Consider the following 21,305-nt stretch of genomic DNA (forward strand, 5'->3'; position numbering starts at 1 on the left):
AAACAAGGCGCCGATTTATGGCGCCTTGTTTGTTTCACGTGAAACATCACCTCGATTAGCTTCCCGAGTATCCAACGTGCCAATCTTTCCAAACCGGTTCCAAACCACTTGTTTTAACCGCACGTGCAACATGATTAGCACTGCGCTCATCACTGATTTCAAACTGCTCTAGCTGCTCTGTCGTATCAGCGTAACCACCAGGCTGGGTCTTAGAGGCAGCACTAATGCTGGTTATTCCGAGTGGAAAAACATTGTCGCGAAAAGACTCTGATTCCCTTGTTGATAAGGAAAGTTCAACTTCATTGTTAAACAAACGGTAGGCACAAATAAGTTGAACCAACTGCTTATCGCTTATTACCGACTTGGGCTTTAAGGCACCTTCACAAGGTCTGAGCCTTGGGAACGAAATAGAGTAACGTGATTTCCAATACCGACGTTCTAAATAGTCGAGATGTGCAGCGACATAAAAACAATCTGTTCGCCATTCCTCTAAACCTATTAGGCAGCCAATGCCAATTTTATCGACTCCCGCTGTTGCGAGACGATCAGGGGTCTCTAGGCGATATTCAAAATCCCGCTTGTTTCCCCTTAAGTGGTGTTCGGCATAAGTGGTAACATTGTAAGTCTCTTGATACACCATGACCGCGTCTAATCCATAAGACTTGAGTTCTAGGTATTGCTCGGTATCTAAAGGCTGCACTTCCATAGCGAGATAACTAAAGTGACGCTTGATCTCAGGCAAAACCCGTTTGAAATAATTCATCCCCACTTTATTCTCATGCTCACCCGTTACAAGCAATACACTGTCGAATCCCATCGACTTAATCACTCGACACTCGGCGTTGATTTCTTCATTACTCAAGGTCTTACGCTTGATTCGATTCTCCATCGAGAAACCGCAATAACTACAGCTGTTAGAGCATAAATTGGAAAGATAGAGCGGTATATACATCGATAAGGTATGACCAAAACGCTTCCTTGTTAGCACATAAGACTGTTGTGCCATTTGCTCCAAATAGCCTTCTGCGGCAGGTGAGATCAATGCCATAAAGTCCTCAAGATCGCGCCTTGGCTTCGTTAAAGCTCGTTCTACATCTGCAGCGGTTTTAGCATAAATTCGCAGACGAATATCATCCCATTGGTATTTGTTGATCTCTTTAATAAAAGACATGTGCGCAGACCTTTAAGACAAAAATGACGTGAGCGGGCTGGATGCCATGGCATGATTAACCTTACCAGCTAAACCAGCTTCATAAGCAGCCCTACCCGATTCAACAGCCAATTTGAACGCCTTAGCCATCAATACTGGGTGACTGGAAGACGCGATTGCGGTGTTTACTAAAACGGCATCAGCACCAATTTCCATGGCAAACGCGGCATGGGAAGGTGCCCCAATCCCGGCATCAACGACAACGGGAACATTAGCTTGTTCGATAATGATATTTAGAAACTCTTCTGTCACTAACCCTTGATTGCTACCGATAGGTGCGCCCAAAGGCATAACCGCGACACAGCCCACTTCTTCGAGTCGTTTACACAATGTTGGATCAGCATGACAATATGGCATGACATTGAACCCTTGCTTGACCAAGATCTCTGCTGCTTTTAGGGTTTCAATCGGGTCAGGTAGCAAATATTTAGGATCCGGGTGAATCTCTAGTTTTAACCAATTCGTCCCGAGCGCCTCTCTTGCTAAATGGGCGGCAAAAATAGCATCATCCGCTGTCTTAGCACCCGAGGTATTGGGTAGTAACTGGACACCTTGCTGAATCAGTGGATGCAAAATGTCGTCATTTTGATCATCCAAATCCACTCGCTTTAATGCCATTGTCGCCATTTGCGAACCGCTCGCGGTTAGTGCATCAACCATCAGTTGCTTATTGGCAAACTTGCCTGTTCCTGTAAACAAACGAGACTCAAACTTTCTCTCTGCTATCGTTAACATCCTTACTTAGCCTCCCGCTATCGCTTGGAATAGGTTGATGTCGACATGATTGTATAATTCGAACTCATGCCAATGGGTCCTTGGGACAATTTGATTATCGATTGCCACCGCGCATCCCTTCGTCTCCACACTCAAAGAATCGAACAGCCGCTCAAGCGTCGTTCCTGATTCAACACTCAGTACCTTTTGGTTCAATATAATCTCTAACATACAAGCACACCCTTAATTTAATTAGCACAGACTGTGCATTGATGCTCTCTCGCAAGCGATAACGCTTGCCAGGAATTCATCAAGCCATTAAACAGTTTGATAGCCTCATTTTCCTGCGCGATCCCCAGTGTCAATTTGATCGCTTCTAGTGACTGATTGAGCCCAATCATTCCAACAACCGGTCCCATGACTCCACTATCAGAACAGCGCTGTGTTTCCGGCAATTCATCAAATGGGTATAAGCATCGATAACAACCAGAATTAATATGATTAGAAAAAGGGAAGGAAATCACTTGCCCAGACCAACCTATTGCTGACCCTGACACTAAGTCTTTACGTTGAGCTACACATGCAGAGTTGATTGCATGCCTAGTTTTCAAATTGTCAGTGCAATCGAGCACGATATCAGCCAGCGAAATTTCGATGCTCAACTGCTCATCTCGTAACGGTTTGTTCACTGTACGAATGGCGACTTCCGGGTTCAACGCGGTCAATCGCTGACGTAGACAATCAACTTTCAATTTCCCAACATCCTCGACTGTGTAGGTAAGCTGTCTCGGTAGATTCGACAACTCTATCTTGTCGCCATCCGCTAAGACTATTTTTCCAATGCCAGCCCCAGCGAGATATAGAGATGCTGCTGAACCCAACCCGCCACAGCCAATAACCAGAATGGTTTGATTAAGTAATTTTTCCTGACCTGATTCTCCGACTTCAGGTAGACTCACCTGTCGTAGATAGCGTGTAAATTGTTGGTCACTCAGCATAGCTAGTCTCCATGATTTGCTCGAAACATCTCACCGCTTCCGCAACATCTGGCGCTTGCGTTACCGCTCTTACAACAGCAAGACTGTCTACACCGCACTGCCACACCATTGGCGCAGTCTGTTTATCAATACCTCCGATAGCGACTGTTGGTATGCTTGCACTTTGCCTGCCAATGCTGTTAATCAGCTTTTGGTAGAGCCGAAGTTTAATCAAACCTTGTGGCTTTGATGGCATTTGCTTTGTGGTTGTGGGAAATATGTGCCCGAGTGCTATATAACTTGGGTTAAGCTGAGAAATTCTTAGTATCTCGTAGTAGCCATGAGTCGAAATACCAAGACGGATATTATGTATAGCGATACGCTCCAAATCGGCATGCTCAATATCCTCTTGCCCCAAATGAATACCATAAGCACCATACTTAATGGCAAGTTGCCAGTAGTCGTTAATAAAAACCTTGGCACCATACTCTCGCCCTAAGACAATAGCGCGTTCAACCTCACTTTCTAACGTTGGTAAATCTGGCTGTTTGATGCGTAGTTGGATTGTCTTAACGCCGATAGACAGTAAACGTTGTATCCAATCGCTATTATCAACGACAGGGTATAGACCCATTTCACTATCGATATGTGCAAACTTTAGGCTTGAATTAGTCACTTTCGATGGCAGAATAATCTCTGGATGATCAACGATTGGTATAGGAAACAGAGCCACATCATCAGGCCATGTTTCACGTGAAACACTCCCGGCTCTCGCCAACATAAGCGCGTCCTCGAAAGGAAACCCAAGTACAATTGCTACAACAAACCAAGACAAATGCCACTCAGGATCCCCAATGATGTTGGCACACCGAGCAGCCAACAGAGCTCCGCTCTCACTTTTCCATAAATCGACAAAACCACTTTTATCCAAGATATCGAAATGAACTTGCCCTTGTGACATATCGGATTGCAATTGAGTCAGAGATTTACCGCTACAATAGAAAAGCTGGAAATCGCTCCTGTCGTCCGTTGAATCAAGTAGGTCTGCAGATATGTATTGTGTAGCGTGGCAGCTAACCAACTCAACAAGGTTACTATCACTGAGCTCAATTTTTAGCGCAGAAACATCAAACCCGGTGTGCTGCGCTAAATTGAATAAACTCGTTATATTAGCTACAACAGTGCTGTAGCCATTCGGTATACGTACTATCAAACTCATCGCCTTATTCTTGAGGTTCAATCTGCTTAGGGTGATATAACTCTGCACCTGATGCTAAAAACTGCTGAGACTTCTGCTTCATCCCTTCCAGTGGATCGTCGATGAGCTTAATTTCCATGTCGCCATAGGTTTGTTGCCCTTTTGCATACTCTCGTACTTCCTGCGAAATTTTCATTGAGCAGAACTTAGGACCACACATCGAGCAGAAGTGAGCAACCTTGCCGGATTCTTGAGGCAGAGTTTCATCGTGAAACTCTCTAGCGGTTTCGGGGTCAAGAGAAAGGTTAAACTGGTCTTCCCAGCGGAATTCAAAACGTGCTTTTGATAACGCATTATCACGAATTTGCGCACCAGGGTGACCTTTCGCAAGATCCGCAGCGTGAGCAGCTAGCTTATAAGTCACTAAGCCAGTCTTTACATCTTCTTTATTCGGAAGCCCTAGGTGTTCTTTCGGCGTGACGTAGCACAGCATTGCACATCCGTACCAACCTATCATCGCAGCTCCAATGCCGGATGTAATGTGGTCATAACCCGGTGCAATATCGGTGGTTAAAGGTCCAAGGGTATAAAATGGAGCTTCATGACAGTGAGTCAGTTGTTGCTCCATATTCTCTTTTATCAGATGCATGGGCACATGACCCGGACCTTCAATGATCACTTGAACATCATATTCCCAAGCTATCTTAGTCAACTCGCCTAAAGTACGAAGCTCCGCAAACTGAGCTTCATCATTAGCATCGGCAATTGAACCTGGACGTAACCCATCACCTAGCGACAATGAAACATCATACTGGGCACAAATCTCGCAAATCTCTCTAAAGTGGGTGTAAAGGAAACTCTCAGTGTGATGAGCTAAACACCATTTAGCGATGATGGAACCGCCACGCGAAACAATACCCGTGACGCGCTTAGCCGTCATTGGGATATATCTAAGCAGTAAACCTGCATGTATGGTGAAGTAATCAACCCCCTGCTCTGCTTGCTCAATTAAGGTATCGCGCATGACTTCCCAAGAGAGATTTTCAGCAACTCCGTTGACCTTCTCTAACGCTTGGTACATAGGAACGGTGCCGATAGGAACGGGGCTATTACGCAAAATCCACTCACGGGTTTCATGTATGTTTCTACCGGTAGACAGATCCATAACGGTATCAGCTCCCCAACGAGTACTCCAAACCAACTTCTCTACTTCTTCTTCAATAGAAGAACTCACCGATGAGTTTCCAATATTAGCGTTAACTTTAACTAAGAAGTTTCGACCAATAATCATCGGCTCTGATTCAGGATGATTGATATTGGCAGGGATAATTGCGCGTCCTTGTGCCACTTCCTGACGCACAAACTCTGGGGTAATTTCTTTGGGTAATTTAGCACCAAAGCTCTCCCCTGGATGCTGATGAAGTAACTCCGCATCTTCGAGTGTTTGCCGACCCATATTTTCCCGCAAAGCGATATACTCCATCTCAGGCGTAACAATACCCTGTTTAGCATAATGAAGTTGCGTCACACATTTACCCTCTGTCGCGCGTTTAATGCGTGGTAAAGCGCCATATCGAAGCTCATCGAGCGTTTTATCGTTAAGTCGCTCACGAGCAAACTCTGAGCTTAACTGAGGCAGCTCTTCGGTATCGCTACGCTCATCAATCCATTCGTCTCTATGCTTTGGTAAGCCTTGGTATAGATCGACATTATGCTGAGGGTCAGTATAAACGCCTGATGTATCGTAGACGTGAATTGGCTCATTAGGTTGATAGACAGGATTGTCCTTATCTCCTCCTATCAAACTATCAGAGAGGTGGATCTGCCGCATTGGGACGCGGATATTTTCGCGACTACCCTGAATATAGGTTTTAGTAGAATTGGGATAAGAGGTAACAGATAGCGTATCAATAAAAGATTTCGCTTCTTGTCTTAATTGTTTACGAGTCGACATAGCATTGCCTTTTAGTCAGTGAATAACAAAAGAAAAATGCTTGACGGATATGTGAATACAAGAGGAATCAACAAGATGGACTTGCCGATATAATACAGCTAGAGAAGTGATCTCCGAACTCTTGTTCCCTTCGTAGATGCTAATCTAATCAGGTTCAACGGATCCCGAATTAACGGTCTCAGCCCAAAAAAGGGCACTCCGACAAGTATTGTGGGTCAGTATAAAACAAATAGTTTTATCAAACCATTAACCACTAACAAAAATTGTTAACTTTTCATAACGAGTTGAAAGCCAATCCAAGCAGCGGAAATACTGAGTGTGACATTGAGCAAGATGTTTAGCCCTACTTTAAAAATCGCACCTTGTTGCATCAATAGAACGTTATCCATAGAGAAAGTAGAAAACGTGGTTAGTGCGCCTAAGAAACCCAAACCGATAATCTGACGCCAAGGTTCTGGTGTCATGATCTCTGCTTCGAAAGCAGCGATCAGCAATCCCATGATAAATGAGCCGATAACATTGACCGTCAACGTACCGTATGGGAAGCCACGCCCAAGCAATAAGACACATAGCTCAGATATCAAATAACGCGAACAAGCACCGACCGCACCACCGACCGCTATATAGCCCAGAATCATAAATTGATTCATATACCCAATCCCTGCTTTTATTTTATTTTATATTCCTGTAAGGAATATAAGTAATTTAAAATTTCCATAGCATCACCACGATCGGACGTCACATTAAAAAAGTTACATGCGTCACTTTTGGTGAATACTACATTTAATCATAGATCCTAACACAAAGCAGTTCGAGGCAAACTAGATAAGTTTATCGTTTATTCAGAGAAAGCCCGTATATCGACTTCAGAGAACCGCGAAATAGTTTTCACAGCAAATGGAGCAAGCAAAGAATTAAACCGGCTTATAAAGCGATACAAGAAACATTTCGCATGAAATTAGTTCGATCTGTCTTCGTTGGTATACATGCATCTTTGATCGTGGCGGAATCCGCTGCTTATTTTCTTAAGACAAAGAAAAAGGCCCCAGCATTTCTGCTAGAGCCTTGGATAGATGGCAGGGGTGGAGAGATTCGAACTCCTAACACGTGCATCTTTGGTAGTGGCGGAATCCGCTGCTTCTTTTCTTAAGACAAAGAAAAAGGCCCCAGCATTTCTGCTAGAGCCTTGGATAAATGGCAGGGGTGGAGAGATTCGAACTCCCAACACGTGCATCTTTGGTAGTGGCGGAATCCGCTGCTTCTTTTCTTAAGACAAAGAAAAAGGCCCCAGCATTTCTGCTAGAGCCTTGGATAAATGGCAGGGGTGGAGAGATTCGAACTCCTAACACGTACATCTTTGGTAGTGGCGGAATCCGCTGCTTCTTTTCTTAAGACAAAGAAAAAGGCCCCAGCATTTCTGCTAGAGCCTTGGATAGATGGCAGGGGTGGAGAGATTCGAACTCCCAACACGCGGATTTGGAATCCGCTGCTCTGCCAATTGGAGCTACACCCCTAAAGAGTCACTAAAATATTAGATTTAACTAGATAAATCAATATTTCAGATTCAAAAAAGCCTCGCTATATAGCGAGGCTCTCAAATAAGTGGCGGAGTGGACGGGACTCGAACCCGCGACCCCCGGCGTGACAGGCCGGTATTCTAACCAACTGAACTACCACTCCGCAGTGGTACTATCTAAAGTCTGACCAAAAAAGGGCTTTAAATAGACAATGTTCAAAGCCTGGCGATGACCTACTCTCACATGGGGAAGCCCCACACTACCATCGGCGCTGTTTCGTTTCACTTCTGAGTTCGGAATGGAGTCAGGTGGGTCCAAAACGCTATGGTCGCCAAGCAAATTCTTGCTTACTTTCAGCTTTAAAAAAGCTAAAGGTAAAAATCTGGAAAGCTGTTTAAGTTCTTACACATTCAATCTGTTCTTGCTTTGAGTCCATCAAAACCCTTTGGGTGTTGTATGGTTAAGCCTCACGGGCAATTAGTACAGGTTAGCTCAACGCCTCACAACGCTTACACACCCTGCCTATCAACGTTCTAGTCTCGAACAACCCTTTAGGACACTTAAAGTGCCAGGGAAGACTCATCTCAGGGCTCGCTTCCCGCTTAGATGCTTTCAGCGGTTATCGATTCCGAACTTAGCTACCGGGCAATGCCATTGGCATGACAACCCGAACACCAGAGGTTCGTCCACTCCGGTCCTCTCGTACTAGGAGCAGCCCCCTTCAATCTTCCAACGCCCACGGCAGATAGGGACCGAACTGTCTCACGACGTTCTAAACCCAGCTCGCGTACCACTTTAAATGGCGAACAGCCATACCCTTGGGACCGACTTCAGCCCCAGGATGTGATGAGCCGACATCGAGGTGCCAAACACCGCCGTCGATATGAACTCTTGGGCGGTATCAGCCTGTTATCCCCGGAGTACCTTTTATCCGTTGAGCGATGGCCCTTCCATTCAGAACCACCGGATCACTATGACCTGCTTTCGCACCTGCTCGAATTGTCATTCTCGCAGTCAAGCGGGCTTATGCCATTGCACTAACCTCACGATGTCCAACCGTGATTAGCCCACCTTCGTGCTCCTCCGTTACTCTTTGGGAGGAGACCGCCCCAGTCAAACTACCCACCAGGCACTGTCCTCAACCCCGATAAGGGGTCTAAGTTAGAACATCAACACTACAAGGGTGGTATTTCAAGGACGGCTCCAACGATACTAGCGTACCGTCTTCAAAGCCTCCCACCTATCCTACACATGTAGGGTCAATGTTCAGTGCCAAGCTGTAGTAAAGGTTCACGGGGTCTTTCCGTCTAGCCGCGGGTACACTGCATCTTCACAGCGATTTCAATTTCACTGAGTCTCGGGTGGAGACAGCGTGGCCATCATTACGCCATTCGTGCAGGTCGGAACTTACCCGACAAGGAATTTCGCTACCTTAGGACCGTTATAGTTACGGCCGCCGTTTACCGGGGCTTCGATCAAGAGCTTCGACCTAAGTCTAACCCCATCAATTAACCTTCCGGCACCGGGCAGGCGTCACACCGTATACGTCATCTTACGATTTTGCACAGTGCTGTGTTTTTAATAAACAGTTGCAGCCACCTGGTATCTGCGACTCTCGGCCGCTCCATCCGCTAGGGACTTCACCGCTAAGAGCGTACCTTCTCCCGAAGTTACGGTACCATTTTGCCTAGTTCCTTCACCCGAGTTCTCTCAAGCGCCTTGGTATTCTCTACCCGACCACCTGTGTCGGTTTGGGGTACGATTCCTTACAATCTGAAGCTTAGAGGCTTTTCCTGGAAGCATGGCATCAATGACTTCACATCCGTAGATGCTCGACGTCGTGTCTCAGCCTTAAGAAGGTCCGGATTTACCTAAACCTTCAGCCTACGCACTTGAACCTGGACAACCATCGCCAGGCCCACCTAGCCTTCTCCGTCCCCCCATCGCAATTGTAAGAAGTACGGGAATATTAACCCGTTTCCCATCGACTACGCCTTTCGGCCTCGCCTTAGGAGTCGACTCACCCTGCCCCGATTAACGTTGGACAGGAACCCTTGGTCTTCCGGCGAGGAGGTTTTTCACCCCCTTTATCGTTACTCATGTCAGCATTCGCACTTCTGATACCTCCAGCAAACCTTACAGTTCACCTTCAACGGCTTACAGAACGCTCCCCTACCCAATAACTTAAAAAGTTATTGCCGCAGCTTCGGTGTATAGCTTAGCCCCGTTACATCTTCCGCGCAGGCCGACTCGACTAGTGAGCTATTACGCTTTCTTTAAATGATGGCTGCTTCTAAGCCAACATCCTAGCTGTCTAAGCCTTCCCACATCGTTTCCCACTTAGCTATACTTTGGGACCTTAGCTGGCGGTCTGGGTTGTTTCCCTCTCCACGACGGACGTTAGCACCCGCCGTGTGTCTCCCGGATAGTACTTACTGGTATTCGGAGTTTGCAAAGGGTTGGTAAGTCGGGATGACCCCCTAGCCTTAACAGTGCTCTACCCCCAGTAGTATTCGTCCGAGGCGCTACCTAAATAGCTTTCGGGGAGAACCAGCTATCTCCAGGTTTGATTGGCCTTTCACCCCTAGCCACAAGTCATCCGCTAATTTTTCAACATTAGTCGGTTCGGTCCTCCAGTTGATGTTACTCAACCTTCAACCTGCCCATGGCTAGATCACCTGGTTTCGGGTCTATATCCAGCAACTCGACGCCCAGTTAAGACTCGATTTCTCTACGGCTCCCCTATTCGGTTAACCTTGCTACTGAATATAAGTCGCTGACCCATTATACAAAAGGTACGCAGTCACCCCACAAAGGAGGCTCCTACTGCTTGTACGTACACGGTTTCAGGTTCTATTTCACTCCCCTCACAGGGGTTCTTTTCGCCTTTCCCTCACGGTACTGGTTCACTATCGGTCAGTCAGGAGTATTTAGCCTTGGAGGATGGTCCCCCCATATTCAGACAGGATATCACGTGTCCCGCCCTACTCGTTTTCACTGATTGCACGTTGTCGGTTACGGGGCTATCACCCTTTATTGCGAGACTTTCCAGACTCTTCACCTGACGCGCTAAAAGCTTAAGGGCTAATCCAATTTCGCTCGCCGCTACTTTCGGAATCTCGGTTGATTTCTTTTCCTCGGGGTACTTAGATGTTTCAGTTCCCCCGGTTCGCCTCATTAACCTATGTATTCAGTTAATGATACTAGCTTGTGCTAGTGGGTTTCCCCATTCAGACATCCCAGACTCACAGGTTGTTACTACCTAATCTGGGCTTATCGCAAGTTACTACGTCTTTCATCGCCTCTGACTGCCAAGGCATCCACCGTGTACGCTTAGTCACTTAACCATACAACCCCAAAGAGTTTCTAAAGAAATCTTGGCGCTGTCGTTAAACAACCAAAGTCGCTATCTCATTATTTGAATGAGCGAGATAGCTTTGATTTTGCCGGACTCAAATAACTCTTTATTTCCGCTTTTTATAAAAAAGCAGAAGCAAAAAGTGAACAAACACAACCGAAGTTATGTTGTTTCCAAGAACACTTGAATGTGTGTTGGTACCTAATCATTCTTTATTGAAAAGAATCACTAGGATTTGAGAACTTTTATTTGAATAACAACGCTTATCTAAAGATAAGGGGATTGTTGTTATTCGTCAGCTTTCCAAATTGTTAAAGAGCAATGTTTCTTTCGAAACCATTTTTAAAGATTCTACTTTCCATTTAAAAGGAATAAGAACACTTAAAGATGGTGGGCGATACCGGGCTCGAACCAGTGACCCCCTCCTTGTAAGGGAGGTGCTCTCCCAACTGAGCTAATCGCCCACGAAAGTTATTCCGTGGAATATTCAAGAATGGTGGAGCTAAGCAGGATCGAACTGCTGACCTCCTGCGTGCAAGGCAGGCGCTCTCCCAGCTGAGCTATAGCCCCAAATCTTGAGAAGTCATTCTTAGTAAGAATGGTGGGTCGTGCAGGATTCGAACCTGCGACCAATTGATTAAAAGTCAACTGCTCTACCAACTGAGCTAACGACCCATGGTATCCCGTAGGGGAGTCGAACCCCTGTTACCGCCGTGAAAGGGCGGTGTCCTAGGCCTCTAGACGAACGGGACACTTAGGCGAACACCTTGGGGGGTGTTCCATCTCTTAAACTACATAAACCATCAATCTGTGTGAACACTCATCGCAATAATCTTATCGTTAAGGAGGTGATCCAGCGCCAGGTTCCCCTAGCGCTACCTTGTTACGACTTCACCCCAGTCATGAACCACAAAGTGGTGAGCGTCCTCCCGAAGGTTAAACTACCCACTTCTTTTGCAGCCCACTCCCATGGTGTGACGGGCGGTGTGTACAAGGCCCGGGAACGTATTCACCGTAGCATTCTGATCTACGATTACTAGCGATTCCGACTTCATGGAGTCGAGTTGCAGACTCCAATCCGGACTACGACGCACTTTTTGGGATTCGCTCACCATCGCTGGTTGGCAGCCCTCTGTATGCGCCATTGTAGCACGTGTGTAGCCCTACTCGTAAGGGCCATGATGACTTGACGTCGTCCCCACCTTCCTCCGGTTTATCACCGGCAGTCTCCCTGGAGTTCCCACCATTACGTGCTGGCAAACAAGGATAAGGGTTGCGCTCGTTGCGGGACTTAACCCAACATTTCACAACACGAGCTGACGACAGCCATGCAGCACCTGTCTCAGAGTTCCCGAAGGCACACCTGCGTCTCCGCTGGCTTCTCTGGATGTCAAGAGTAGGTAAGGTTCTTCGCGTTGCATCGAATTAAACCACATGCTCCACCGCTTGTGCGGGCCCCCGTCAATTCATTTGAGTTTTAATCTTGCGACCGTACTCCCCAGGCGGTCTACTTAACGCGTTAGCTCCGAAAGCCACTCCTCAAGGGAACAACCTCCAAGTAGACATCGTTTACGGCGTGGACTACCAGGGTATCTAATCCTGTTTGCTCCCCACGCTTTCGCATCTGAGTGTCAGTATCTGTCCAGGGGGCCGCCTTCGCCACCGGTATTCCTTCAGATCTCTACGCATTTCACCGCTACACCTGAAATTCTACCCCCCTCTACAGTACTCTAGTCCGCCAGTTTCAAATGCAGTTCCGAGGTTGAGCCCCGGGCTTTCACATCTGACTTAACGAACCACCTGCATGCGCTTTACGCCCAGTAATTCCGATTAACGCTCGCACCCTCCGTATTACCGCGGCTGCTGGCACGGAGTTAGCCGGTGCTTCTTCTGTCGCTAACGTCAAAGACATACGCTATTAACGTATACCCCTTCCTCACGACTGAAAGTGCTTTACAACCCGAAGGCCTTCTTCACACACGCGGCATGGCTGCATCAGGCTTGCGCCCATTGTGCAATATTCCCCACTGCTGCCTCCCGTAGGAGTCTGGACCGTGTCTCAGTTCCAGTGTGGCTGATCATCCTCTCAGACCAGCTAGGGATCGTCGCCTTGGTGAGCCATTACCTCACCAACTAGCTAATCCCACCTGGGCTAATCTTGACGCGAGAGGTCCGAAGATCCCCCTCTTTGGCCCGAAGGCATTATGCGGTATTAGCCATCGTTTCCAATGGTTATCCCCCACATCAAGGCATATTCCCAGGCATTACTCACCCGTCCGCCGCTCGACGCCGCTATCGTTCCCCGAAGGATCAGATAACTCGTTTCCGCTCGACTTGCATGTGTTAGGCCTGCCGCCAGCGTTCAATCTGAGCCATGATCAAACTCTTCAATTTAAGATTTTGATTCCCTATAAATAGGGGAGACTCAACGAATACTGACTTCAAAACTGTCCTTACTCGAAAGTAAGAAGTCATTTTAAAGCTATTACCATTCCAACAGAATGATAATGAATTGACTGTGCCAAGTCTTTCGACTTGATTGGTCACTCAGTTCATTGAAATCTAAGTGGATACCGAAGTATCTCTTTTTGATTATCATCAACGAGTGCCCACACAGATTGATAGGTTTATATTGTTAAAGAGCTTGTTTTGAGCTTCTCTCAAAACGGACGGCCATTTTAGCGAGATAAGTTGTTGTGTCAACCACTTTTTTCAACTTAATTTCTCTAACCTCTAGGAGGTTGACCTGTCACTGATTTGGTAGAGGTTTTAATGCCTCGTTCCCGTGTCAGCGAGGGGGCATTATAGAGATCGAACTCACATTGGCAAGGCTTTTTTTAGGTTTTTTTTAATTTTGTTTTTAGATGCTGAAAAAACCAACAACCCAGACTGTTAATTGGCTATATTAGGCTTCAAACTAGGACTAATTCGCTATTTATGATTGAGAGTAACCCAAGATGAGTATTAGAAGCTTTAAAGGAATTACACCAAAATTTGATGATTCCGTATATATCGACCCGACTAGTGTGATTGTTGGTGATGTCTCTATCGGTAAAGACGCCAGTATTTGGCCTTTTGTTTCCGCTAGAGGTGACGTCAATAGTATCTCCATCGGCGAGCGCTCAAATATTCAAGATAACAGTGTGCTTCATGTCACCCACAAAAATGCAGCAAACCCTAATGGCTATCCTCTTATTATTGGCAATGATGTCACTGTTGGTCATAAAGTCATGTTGCATGGCTGTACTATAAAAGACCGCGTTCTTGTCGGTATGGGAGCCATCGTCTTAGATGGGGTAGTTATAGAAAGTGATGTGATGATCGGTGCTGGTAGTTTAGTACCACCTAACAAAGAACTAGAAAGTGGCTATTTATACGTGGGCAGCCCTGTAAAACAAAAACGCGCCCTTACTGAAGCAGAGCGCGCATTTCTAACCAAGTCAGCCAGCAATTATGTCGAAAACAAAATAGCTTATATAGAAGAGGTTGAAGTGGTGCGTTAATCGATAATCACCTTACCATCCTGGCTGAATTCCTCATCTTCGATAAGTTCTTCAGCCAACTCTTCTATATCAAACCTTAACGACTCAAACACAACCACTGCGCTATCTTCATTAATGACTGGCTCGGATGAAAGTTGCTTGAGCTTATTAATCGAGATAAAACACTCAATCAACATTCCCGATTGCTGGGCATGAAATTCCACCATCTCTCTTTCATTGTTCCAGCTCGCTTGCGGAGAGAACAAAATTGCTTGATTCACACTATTGTCCTTCTAAGTTTTTTCTCAATTCACGCAGGATCTGTCGTGTGCCCGGTCTTAACCCTCGCCAAACCGTAAAGCTCTCTGCGGCTTGACCAACCAACATTCCAAGACCATCGTAAGCAAATGCCGCACCGGACTCTTTTGCCCACTGATTAAATGTCGTTAAACCTTGCCCATAGGCCATATCATAGCTCACCGTGTGCTGACCAAAGATAGCAGCACTGATCTCAGGTAGTTGTTTATAGAGGCTAGCCGAAGTGGAATTAATCACGATATCGTAGTGGCTATCTATCGAATCCATCGGTCGTGCATGAACGTTGCCGTAGCTCTCAAACATCTTGGCAAGTTGCTGGGCTTTTTCAAAGGTACGGTTGGTGATGGTCACTGAGTTCGGTTTTTGATCGAGCAATGATTTCATCACCCCACGAGCAGCACCACCGGCGCCAATAATCAAGATGTTCGCTTGCTCTATATGCGCTTGGTGCTGAAGTAAATCTTGGACTAACCCTTCACCATCGGTGTTGTCACCCAAGATCTCACCATCATCTAGCTTCTTTAGTGTATTAACTGCACCAGCAAGTTTAGCTCTGTCTGTAAGACGGTCGGCAAATTGACAAGCTTGCTCTTTAAACGGTGCGGTGACATTACAACCTTTACCGCCATTGGCAAAAAAATCACTTACTGCTTGGATAAAACCATCCGCTTCAGGTTCTAACTTACCATAATGAAGTTGCTGTGCCGTTTGTCGAGCAAACAGTGTATGGATAAAAGGTGACTTACTTTGAGAAATAGGGTTGCCAAATACTACATACTGATCGAGATGGTTCATGTCCTTGATTACCGAAAAGCCAAACTGAATAGCAAAACACTATCACTTCACTTCCACTTCGCCAAGTCACCAATCTCTTGGTTTTAAGTAATCAGAGTAGAGTTTCGCCTCTGGAGAACCCGCTTTCGGTTCATAACTGTATTCCCAGCGTACTAAAGGTGGCATCGACATCAGGATAGATTCAGTGCGACCCCCACTTTGCAGCCCAAAGAGTGTTCCTCTGTCGTAGACCAGGTTGAACTCAACATAACGACCGCGGCGATAGAGTTGAAATTGGCGCTCATGTTCACCAAATGGCGTTTCGGCTCTCGCCTCTACGATGGGAGAATAAGCCGTTAAGTACCCTTTACCGACTGCTTGTATATATTCAAAACTACGCTCGAACCCCCACTCGTTGAGATCATCGAAGAATAGTCCACCGACACCTCGGGTCTCGTTACGATGAGGTAAAAAGAAATATTTATCACACCATGCTTTATGTTGGTTATATACCTCGTCACCAAAAGGCTGGCAAATCTGCTTAGCGACTTGGTGCCAATGTTGGCAGTCTTCTTCAAATGGATAGAAAGGTGTGAGGTCAAAACCACCGCCAAACCACCAGATAGGCGCTTCACCCTCTTTTTCGGCAATAAAGAAGCGCACGTTGGCGTGTGAAGTTGGAACATAGGGGTTATTGGGGTGAACGACGAGGGAGACGCCCATTGCCTCAAAACGACGACCTGCTAACTCGGGGCGATGTGCCGTGGCAGAAGCTGGCATTTTTGTGCCAAATACATGAGAAAAGTTAACACCGGCTTGCTCGAACACTCGACCACTTTTAAGCACACGACTGCGACCGCCACCACCCTGCTCTCTTTGCCATTCGTCTTGTTGAAACTCTGCCTCACCATCAAGAGTGGTGAGCTTTTGACAAATCGTATCTTGCAACGCCATCAGAAAAGCTTTGACTCGATGTTTATCTACTGTTTCCATTTGCGATCTATCCTTGGCGTAATATAGCTTGTGTTCTGGCGTCTCTAATTTCGCTGGGTTTGTCTCGTCCACCGGTTTCTCCTTTCAAGATACAGGCTAGGCGATCCCCTAATTGCTCAGTCACTTGTTGCGTGTTCATGCACGACGGCATGCCAGAAAGATTGGCACTAGTGGAAGTGACTGGCTTTCCAAACTCAAGGCATAACTCTCGAACTAGCGGGTGATCCGTGACTCGGACAGCAATGGTATCGAAAGCACCGCTTAGCCATGGAGACACTTTGTCGCTGGCTGGCATAATCCAAGTAAAGGGACCCGGCCAGGTCTGTTGAACTTGTTCTAATTGTTGATGGGTAAGTTGGCTTTCATCAATGTAGGGACGAAGTTGCTGATAGCTGTCGGCAATCAAGATCAGTCCCTTTTCTACGGGCCGCTCTTTGACCGCCAATAGTTTTTGGATTGCGTCTATATTGTCTGGGTCGCAACCCACACCAAATACACCCTCGGTCGGATAAGCAATCACTTCACCTGAGGTTAATGCGTCTACCGCCTGTTGAATATTTGCCACCAAATTACCCTTTATTAACTTTGATACATTATGTTCACATTTCTAGGCACTATGCTCAAAAGTCACATTATAATCCAGAAAAAACTATCCAACCGTTCACGCAAACGTTTTCCTAATGCAAAAATCCTCGTATAATGCGCGCAAAATAGTCCCAGTTGCACACGTTTTTAAGGAGCTTTGGATGAAAGTCGGTATTATTATGGGGTCTAAATCAGACTGGCCAACAATGAAACTTGCAGCAGAAATGCTAGACCAGTTTGGTGTTGAGTACGAAACCAAGGTTGTTTCTGCGCACCGTACACCGCAATTGCTTGCAGATTATGCGACATCAGCAAAAGAACGTGGCATCAAAGTCATTATTGCCGGGGCTGGCGGTGCGGCTCACCTACCGGGTATGGCCGCAGCATTTACTAGCGTTCCTGTTCTGGGTGTTCCCGTGCAAAGTCGTGCACTAAAAGGTATGGACTCGCTACTTTCCATCGTTCAAATGCCAAAAGGTATTGCAGTAGGTACACTGGCTATTGGTGAGGCGGGTGCCGCGAATGCGGGGATTCTCGCAGCACAAATCATCGGTGTGCATGATGATGCTGTGATGGAGAAAGTCGAAGCTTTCCGTAGCCAACAGACCGAAACTGTTCTTGCTAATCCGGATCCATCAGAGGACTAATCATGATGCATGTTTTAGTGCTAGGCGCTGGGCAGTTGGCTCGCATGATGTCGCTGGCTGGGGCGCCACTCAATATTAAGATTTCAGCATTCGATGTCCGCAGTGAAAATATTGTTCACCCTCTGACCCTCGAAGTTCTCGGTCAAGGGCTAGACAATGCAATAGAACAAGCGGACGTGATTACTGCTGAGTTTGAGCATATCCCTCATGATGTATTGGAGAGCTGTGAAAAGAGCGGCAAGTTTCTCCCGTCTACTGATGCGATAAAAGCGGGCGGCGATCGTCGTATCGAAAAGCAGTTACTTGATAACGCTGAGGTTAAAAACGCCAACTATGCGGTGATCAACTCAAAGCAAGACTTCCAAGCCGCTATTGAGTCTGTTGGCATCCCGATGGTGCTAAAAAGCGCTTTAGGCGGTTATGACGGCAAAGGTCAATGGCGACTTAAGTCTGTTGATCAAGTCGATACGATTTGGGAAGAAATGGCACAATGCATTGCCGAATCTAACAACCAAGCGATTGTTGCAGAAGAGTTTGTCCCTTTCCAAAGAGAAGTCTCTCTTGTTGGTGCCAGAAATCGTCAAGGTGATCTCGCGATCTATCCTTTAGCGGAAAACGTCCACACTAACGGTGTATTAACGCTTTCTACCGCCATTGATGAGCCAGAGCTCCAAGCACAAGCCGCTCAAATGTTTACCGCGGTAGCAGAGTCCCTTGATTATGTTGGTGTTTTAGCTCTAGAGTTCTTTGATGTGAATGGTCAGCTATTGGTGAATGAGATTGCCCCTCGAGTACATAACTCCGGTCACTGGACTCAGCAAGGGGCGGACACTTGCCAATTCGAAAACCATCTGCGAGCGGTCTGTGACATGCCACTGGGTACAACCGAAGCGGTTCGTGCCACGTCTATGGTCAATATCCTTGGTCAAGACCAAGTTCCAATGCAGGTTCATCAACTGGCTGGTTGTCATGTTCATTGGTATGGCAAAGAGAAACGCGCTGGACGTAAGATGGGTCATATCAACGTGTCTGCGGCAAACCGTGCAGAACTGAAACTGCAACTGCTGAAATTGGCAGATTTGTTGGATGAAGAGGCATTCCCAGCTTTAAAGCCAGCAGCTCAAGCACTTTAACACTCCATTTAAGTAAACACTCCCTTTAAGTAAAAAGGCTCACAACACTGTGAGCCTTTTTAGTATCTGGGTATTTATGGTGACTCTTGAACCTGATTGCACTGTCTTGAGGCACATTCCAGTACGGTGCCCGTTGCCTTTTTCTTTTCTAGCAACACGCCAAAGCCGCAATATTGGCAAGGTCCTTTATGAGGTTGCTGATTGACCGCATACTTACATTTAGGATATTGGTCGCAGGCATAAAACGTTTTTCCAAAGCGAGACTTGCGCTCTTTGAGCTGACCTTTGTTACATTCAGGGCATTCAACAGCATCCTGAGTCGTTGCTTCCTGCGAATTCAATTGGTTAGGAGATTGAATAAAGTGGCAGTTGGGATAATCACTACAACCAATAAACATACCATAGCGCCCTTGTCGTAATACCAGTTCCGATTGGCATTCAGGACAAGGCAGTCCTAACTCTTTGACTATGTGTCCATCGTTTTGGTGCAGCGGTTTGATATAGCTACAGCCTGGGTAGTCACTACAGCCTAGAAACGGACCGTGTTTGCCATTCTTTAGGCGCAGCACACCATGATGACACTGCGGGCAAGTCTCATTATCTAAAGCGTGTTCATGGGCGGAAAACAGCTGTGAATCAATTTTATTATTCATGCTTCATCGTATCTATGGCTAGTGAACAACACCACGCTCTGCAGTGTAGATCAGCTCTTCCATAAGCGTGTAGGCATTTTCATTACCCGGAACATTGAACAGAACCATCAAGATAATCCATTTAAGATCATCTAGCTCAAACTCATTGGTTTCTAAACCCATCACGCGGTCAATAACCATCTCACGCGTTTCTGTCGTCAAGACGCCGACTTGCTCAAGGAACATGAGTAGACCGCGACTCTCAATATCAAGGCGCAACAGTTCTTTACTGGTGTAGATTCGTGTCGATGTTGACGCACTGGTGGTAATCGCAGAGCGATTATCTGTATTTTGCAGTTCAGCGAGATCTTCCAGCCACTCTAACGCTTTGTAGATGTCCTTTTGCTTAAACCCTGCACGGAGAAGTTCATCTTCTAACTCCTCTTGATCAACTTGTAGATCTGCATCGCTATGGATGTAGGTTTCAAACAAGTACATCAGAATGTCCATCATCATAGCTAGCCTCTCCCCTTAAGAATATAACCGCCCGTTACTGAAACAACGTGACCAAGCAACTCCAGTTCTAACATCTGTTGCATGACCTCTTGTACGGGTATATGGGTCTTCTGCGCCAATAAATCAATAGGTGTTGCTTCTAGTCCTACGTTAGCCAACAGTTCAGGAAATGGCAATTGCTGTTTTTCAATAACCGCTTTTTCAGGTGGGTTCTGCCTGTTTTTTCTACAACATTGAGTTATTTGTATTGCTGATAGCACATCTTCTGGTGATTCTACCAGACCAGCACCGAGCTTAATCAACTGGTGACAGCCTGTATGAAAAGGATGAAAAACAGAGCCAGGAATCGCAAACACTTCTCGCCCCTGCTCTGCGGCTAGCTTTGCCGTAATAAGAGAACCACTCTTTTCTGCTGCCTCTACCACCAGTGTGGCTATCGATAACCCACTGATAATACGGTTACGTCTTGGAAAGTATTCCGCCCTCGGCGATATAAAAGGAGCATGTTCAGACACCAAAACGCCATCATCAATAATGCGATTGGCAAGATGACGATGCCTTCTGGGGTAGAGTTTTTCTATCCCAGCTCCGAGAACCGCTATAGTTTTGCCTCCAGACTCAAGCGCACCATGATGAGCATAACCATCGACGCCCAGAGCTAAACCGCTGGTCACTACATATCCTTGCTGACAAAAACTTGCGGCATAATGTTTGGCGAGTTCTAGACTTTGAGGTTGCGCATTGCGGCTACCAACGATAGCAATTTGCGGCTCATTGAGGATCGCGACCTTACCTGTGGCAAAAAGTATCGGAGGATACCCTTTGGTTTGACGCAATATATCTGGATAGTCATCACTCGACGCTAACAAAATGCTATTGTTGCCTTTTTGCCTCCATTCCAAGCAAGCGTCCACCGAGGGATGTGACTGTTGAAAAATAAAATGCAGTTGTTTTTCCGTCAGTCCCAACTGCGACAACTCGTCGCGAGAGTAGCTTAAAAATTGCTCTGGCGTATCAACTTCAAGAATCTTCTGAAAAGTCACTGGACCTATTCTGGGACAGAGTGAAAGAGTCAACCAAGCGATCAGTTCTTTCTCTTCCATATTTGCCTCACAAGGTTTCGTTTGGGATTAACTCAAATTCTCTCAGTGCGACGTTCCATCCAGCGAGTGACCATTTCACTTTCGCCATCATCGACGTGATTGATGGCGACACATTGCACACAAACCCGGTATTGTTGATGAAATCGCACGCTTTGTATCATGGGATGCTGTCATTTGCGTGCGAAAATGTCTAG

At 46.4% G+C, this 21,305-nt stretch carries 17 protein-coding genes, 6 tRNA genes, 3 rRNA genes and 1 riboswitch; of the genes, 3 read left to right on the forward strand and 23 right to left on the reverse strand.

Going from position 1 to position 21,305, the window contains the following annotated elements:
- Positions 1-55: 55 nt before the first annotated feature.
- The 16 genes from thiH to L9Q39_RS00195 form a co-directional block, all read right to left on the reverse strand.
- A complete protein-coding gene (thiH, locus tag L9Q39_RS00120; protein WP_237483157.1) occupies positions 56-1,171 on the reverse strand; it encodes a 2-iminoacetate synthase ThiH in 1,116 nt (371 codons plus the stop codon).
- Positions 1,172-1,183: 12 nt separating this feature from the next.
- On the reverse strand, positions 1,184-1,945 hold the full coding sequence (locus tag L9Q39_RS00125) for a thiazole synthase (RefSeq protein WP_237483158.1): 762 nt from the start codon (positions 1,943-1,945) through the stop codon (positions 1,184-1,186).
- Positions 1,946-1,951: 6 nt separating this feature from the next.
- Complete coding sequence (thiS, locus tag L9Q39_RS00130) at positions 1,952-2,155, reverse strand: sulfur carrier protein ThiS (RefSeq protein ID WP_237483159.1); 204 nt, start codon at positions 2,153-2,155, stop codon at positions 1,952-1,954.
- Between the two features lie 17 nt (positions 2,156-2,172).
- Complete coding sequence (locus L9Q39_RS00135) at positions 2,173-2,922, reverse strand: HesA/MoeB/ThiF family protein (RefSeq protein ID WP_237483160.1); 750 nt, start codon at positions 2,920-2,922, stop codon at positions 2,173-2,175.
- Positions 2,912-4,120 (reverse strand): thiamine phosphate synthase, encoded by a 1,209-nt coding sequence (gene thiE, locus L9Q39_RS00140; RefSeq protein WP_237483161.1) that lies wholly within the window; start codon positions 4,118-4,120, stop codon positions 2,912-2,914. The genes L9Q39_RS00135 and thiE overlap by 11 nt, the downstream gene beginning before the upstream one ends.
- A 4-nt stretch (positions 4,121-4,124) precedes the next feature.
- The gene (thiC, locus tag L9Q39_RS00145; protein ID WP_237483162.1) at positions 4,125-6,053 is read right to left on the reverse strand and encodes a phosphomethylpyrimidine synthase ThiC; all 1,929 of its coding nucleotides are present in this window, start codon (positions 6,051-6,053) and stop codon (positions 4,125-4,127) included.
- A 108-nt stretch (positions 6,054-6,161) separates the two neighbouring features.
- A riboswitch (TPP riboswitch) is annotated at positions 6,162-6,264 on the reverse strand.
- 55 nt (positions 6,265-6,319) lie between these two features.
- Positions 6,320-6,703, reverse strand: coding sequence for a fluoride efflux transporter CrcB (gene crcB / locus L9Q39_RS00150; RefSeq protein WP_237483163.1), 384 nt, complete (start codon positions 6,701-6,703; stop codon positions 6,320-6,322).
- A gap of 787 nt (positions 6,704-7,490) precedes the next feature.
- Positions 7,491-7,567 (reverse strand) — tRNA-Trp (locus L9Q39_RS00155).
- 89 nt (positions 7,568-7,656) lie between these two features.
- Positions 7,657-7,733: transfer RNA gene (locus tag L9Q39_RS00160), tRNA-Asp, on the reverse strand.
- 57 nt (positions 7,734-7,790) lie between these two features.
- A 5S ribosomal RNA gene (gene rrf / locus L9Q39_RS00165) occupies positions 7,791-7,906 on the reverse strand.
- Between the two features lie 120 nt (positions 7,907-8,026).
- Positions 8,027-10,917 (reverse strand): 23S ribosomal RNA (locus L9Q39_RS00170).
- Positions 10,918-11,316: 399 nt separating this feature from the next.
- Positions 11,317-11,392 (reverse strand) — tRNA-Val (locus L9Q39_RS00175).
- A 30-nt stretch (positions 11,393-11,422) separates the two neighbouring features.
- Positions 11,423-11,498: transfer RNA gene (locus L9Q39_RS00180), tRNA-Ala, on the reverse strand.
- Positions 11,499-11,527: 29 nt separating this feature from the next.
- Positions 11,528-11,603: transfer RNA gene (locus L9Q39_RS00185), tRNA-Lys, on the reverse strand.
- Position 11,604: 1 nt separating this feature from the next.
- Positions 11,605-11,680, reverse strand: a tRNA-Glu gene (locus L9Q39_RS00190).
- 89 nt (positions 11,681-11,769) lie between these two features.
- Positions 11,770-13,322: ribosomal RNA gene (locus L9Q39_RS00195) — 16S ribosomal RNA — on the reverse strand.
- Together the 16S, 23S and 5S rRNA genes with 6 tRNA genes alongside form the textbook arrangement of a ribosomal RNA operon.
- Before the next feature lie 563 nt (positions 13,323-13,885).
- Here L9Q39_RS00195 and L9Q39_RS00200 point away from each other — a divergent pair.
- A complete protein-coding gene (locus L9Q39_RS00200; RefSeq protein ID WP_237483164.1) occupies positions 13,886-14,431 on the forward strand; it encodes a gamma carbonic anhydrase family protein in 546 nt (181 codons plus the stop codon).
- Here L9Q39_RS00200 and L9Q39_RS00205 read toward each other — a convergent pair.
- The 4 genes from L9Q39_RS00205 to tsaC form a co-directional block, all read right to left on the reverse strand.
- Positions 14,428-14,691, reverse strand: a complete 264-nt coding sequence (locus tag L9Q39_RS00205; protein ID WP_237483165.1) for a DUF1488 family protein — start codon at positions 14,689-14,691, stop codon at positions 14,428-14,430. The two genes, L9Q39_RS00200 and L9Q39_RS00205, sit on opposite strands and share 4 nt — an antisense overlap.
- A gap of 1 nt (position 14,692) precedes the next feature.
- Positions 14,693-15,523, reverse strand: coding sequence for a shikimate dehydrogenase (aroE, locus tag L9Q39_RS00210; RefSeq protein ID WP_237483166.1), 831 nt, complete (start codon positions 15,521-15,523; stop codon positions 14,693-14,695).
- 66 nt (positions 15,524-15,589) lie between these two features.
- Positions 15,590-16,495, reverse strand: a complete 906-nt coding sequence (gene hemF, locus L9Q39_RS00215; RefSeq protein WP_237483167.1) for an oxygen-dependent coproporphyrinogen oxidase — start codon at positions 16,493-16,495, stop codon at positions 15,590-15,592.
- 7 nt (positions 16,496-16,502) lie between these two features.
- Positions 16,503-17,060 carry an L-threonylcarbamoyladenylate synthase type 1 TsaC gene (gene tsaC / locus L9Q39_RS00220; RefSeq protein ID WP_237483168.1) on the reverse strand — a complete coding sequence of 186 codons (558 nt, stop codon included), beginning with the start codon at positions 17,058-17,060 and terminating at the stop codon, positions 16,503-16,505.
- 181 nt (positions 17,061-17,241) lie between these two features.
- On the opposite strand from tsaC, the gene purE reads away from it, so the two are divergent.
- Together purE and L9Q39_RS00230 are read left to right on the forward strand one after the other, a co-directional pair.
- Entirely contained in the window at positions 17,242-17,727 is a 486-nt protein-coding gene (purE, locus tag L9Q39_RS00225; protein ID WP_237483169.1) for a 5-(carboxyamino)imidazole ribonucleotide mutase, read from the forward strand.
- A gap of 5 nt (positions 17,728-17,732) precedes the next feature.
- On the forward strand, positions 17,733-18,860 hold the full coding sequence (locus tag L9Q39_RS00230; protein ID WP_237483541.1) for a 5-(carboxyamino)imidazole ribonucleotide synthase: 1,128 nt from the start codon (positions 17,733-17,735) through the stop codon (positions 18,858-18,860).
- Between the two features lie 74 nt (positions 18,861-18,934).
- On the opposite strand, the gene L9Q39_RS00235 is transcribed toward L9Q39_RS00230, so the two are convergent.
- From L9Q39_RS00235 to dprA, 3 genes are read right to left on the reverse strand one after another with little or no spacing between them, the layout of a single operon-like run.
- A complete protein-coding gene (locus tag L9Q39_RS00235; RefSeq protein ID WP_237483170.1) occupies positions 18,935-19,513 on the reverse strand; it encodes a DNA topoisomerase family protein in 579 nt (192 codons plus the stop codon).
- Between the two features lie 18 nt (positions 19,514-19,531).
- Positions 19,532-20,008, reverse strand: coding sequence for a DUF494 family protein (locus L9Q39_RS00240; RefSeq protein WP_237483171.1), 477 nt, complete (start codon positions 20,006-20,008; stop codon positions 19,532-19,534).
- A 2-nt stretch (positions 20,009-20,010) separates the two neighbouring features.
- Entirely contained in the window at positions 20,011-21,111 is a 1,101-nt protein-coding gene (dprA, locus tag L9Q39_RS00245; RefSeq protein ID WP_237483172.1) for a DNA-processing protein DprA, read from the reverse strand.
- Positions 21,112-21,305: the final 194 nt, after the last annotated feature.

This window comes from Vibrio hippocampi (assembly GCF_921292975.1).
In the GTDB taxonomy this organism is placed as follows: domain Bacteria; phylum Pseudomonadota; class Gammaproteobacteria; order Enterobacterales; family Vibrionaceae; genus Vibrio; species Vibrio hippocampi.

Coding starts and splice junctions, on each gene's coding strand:
- thiS (WP_237483159.1), bottom strand. CDS start 2,155: ATGTTAGAGATTATATTGAACCAAAAGGTACTGAGTGTTGAATCAGGA.
- L9Q39_RS00230 (WP_237483541.1), top strand. CDS start 17,733: ATGCATGTTTTAGTGCTAGGCGCTGGGCAGTTGGCTCGCATGATGTCG.
- L9Q39_RS00135 (WP_237483160.1), bottom strand. CDS start 2,922: ATGCTGAGTGACCAACAATTTACACGCTATCTACGACAGGTGAGTCTA.
- aroE (WP_237483166.1), bottom strand. CDS start 15,523: ATGAACCATCTCGATCAGTATGTAGTATTTGGCAACCCTATTTCTCAA.
- thiE (WP_237483161.1), bottom strand. CDS start 4,120: ATGAGTTTGATAGTACGTATACCGAATGGCTACAGCACTGTTGTAGCT.
- purE (WP_237483169.1), top strand. CDS start 17,242: ATGAAAGTCGGTATTATTATGGGGTCTAAATCAGACTGGCCAACAATG.
- L9Q39_RS00125 (WP_237483158.1), bottom strand. CDS start 1,945: ATGTTAACGATAGCAGAGAGAAAGTTTGAGTCTCGTTTGTTTACAGGA.
- L9Q39_RS00235 (WP_237483170.1), bottom strand. CDS start 19,513: ATGAATAATAAAATTGATTCACAGCTGTTTTCCGCCCATGAACACGCT.
- hemF (WP_237483167.1), bottom strand. CDS start 16,495: ATGGAAACAGTAGATAAACATCGAGTCAAAGCTTTTCTGATGGCGTTG.
- thiH (WP_237483157.1), bottom strand. CDS start 1,171: ATGTCTTTTATTAAAGAGATCAACAAATACCAATGGGATGATATTCGT.
- thiC (WP_237483162.1), bottom strand. CDS start 6,053: ATGTCGACTCGTAAACAATTAAGACAAGAAGCGAAATCTTTTATTGAT.
- crcB (WP_237483163.1), bottom strand. CDS start 6,703: ATGAATCAATTTATGATTCTGGGCTATATAGCGGTCGGTGGTGCGGTC.
- dprA (WP_237483172.1), bottom strand. CDS start 21,111: ATGGAAGAGAAAGAACTGATCGCTTGGTTGACTCTTTCACTCTGTCCC.
- L9Q39_RS00240 (WP_237483171.1), bottom strand. CDS start 20,008: ATGATGATGGACATTCTGATGTACTTGTTTGAAACCTACATCCATAGC.
- L9Q39_RS00200 (WP_237483164.1), top strand. CDS start 13,886: ATGAGTATTAGAAGCTTTAAAGGAATTACACCAAAATTTGATGATTCC.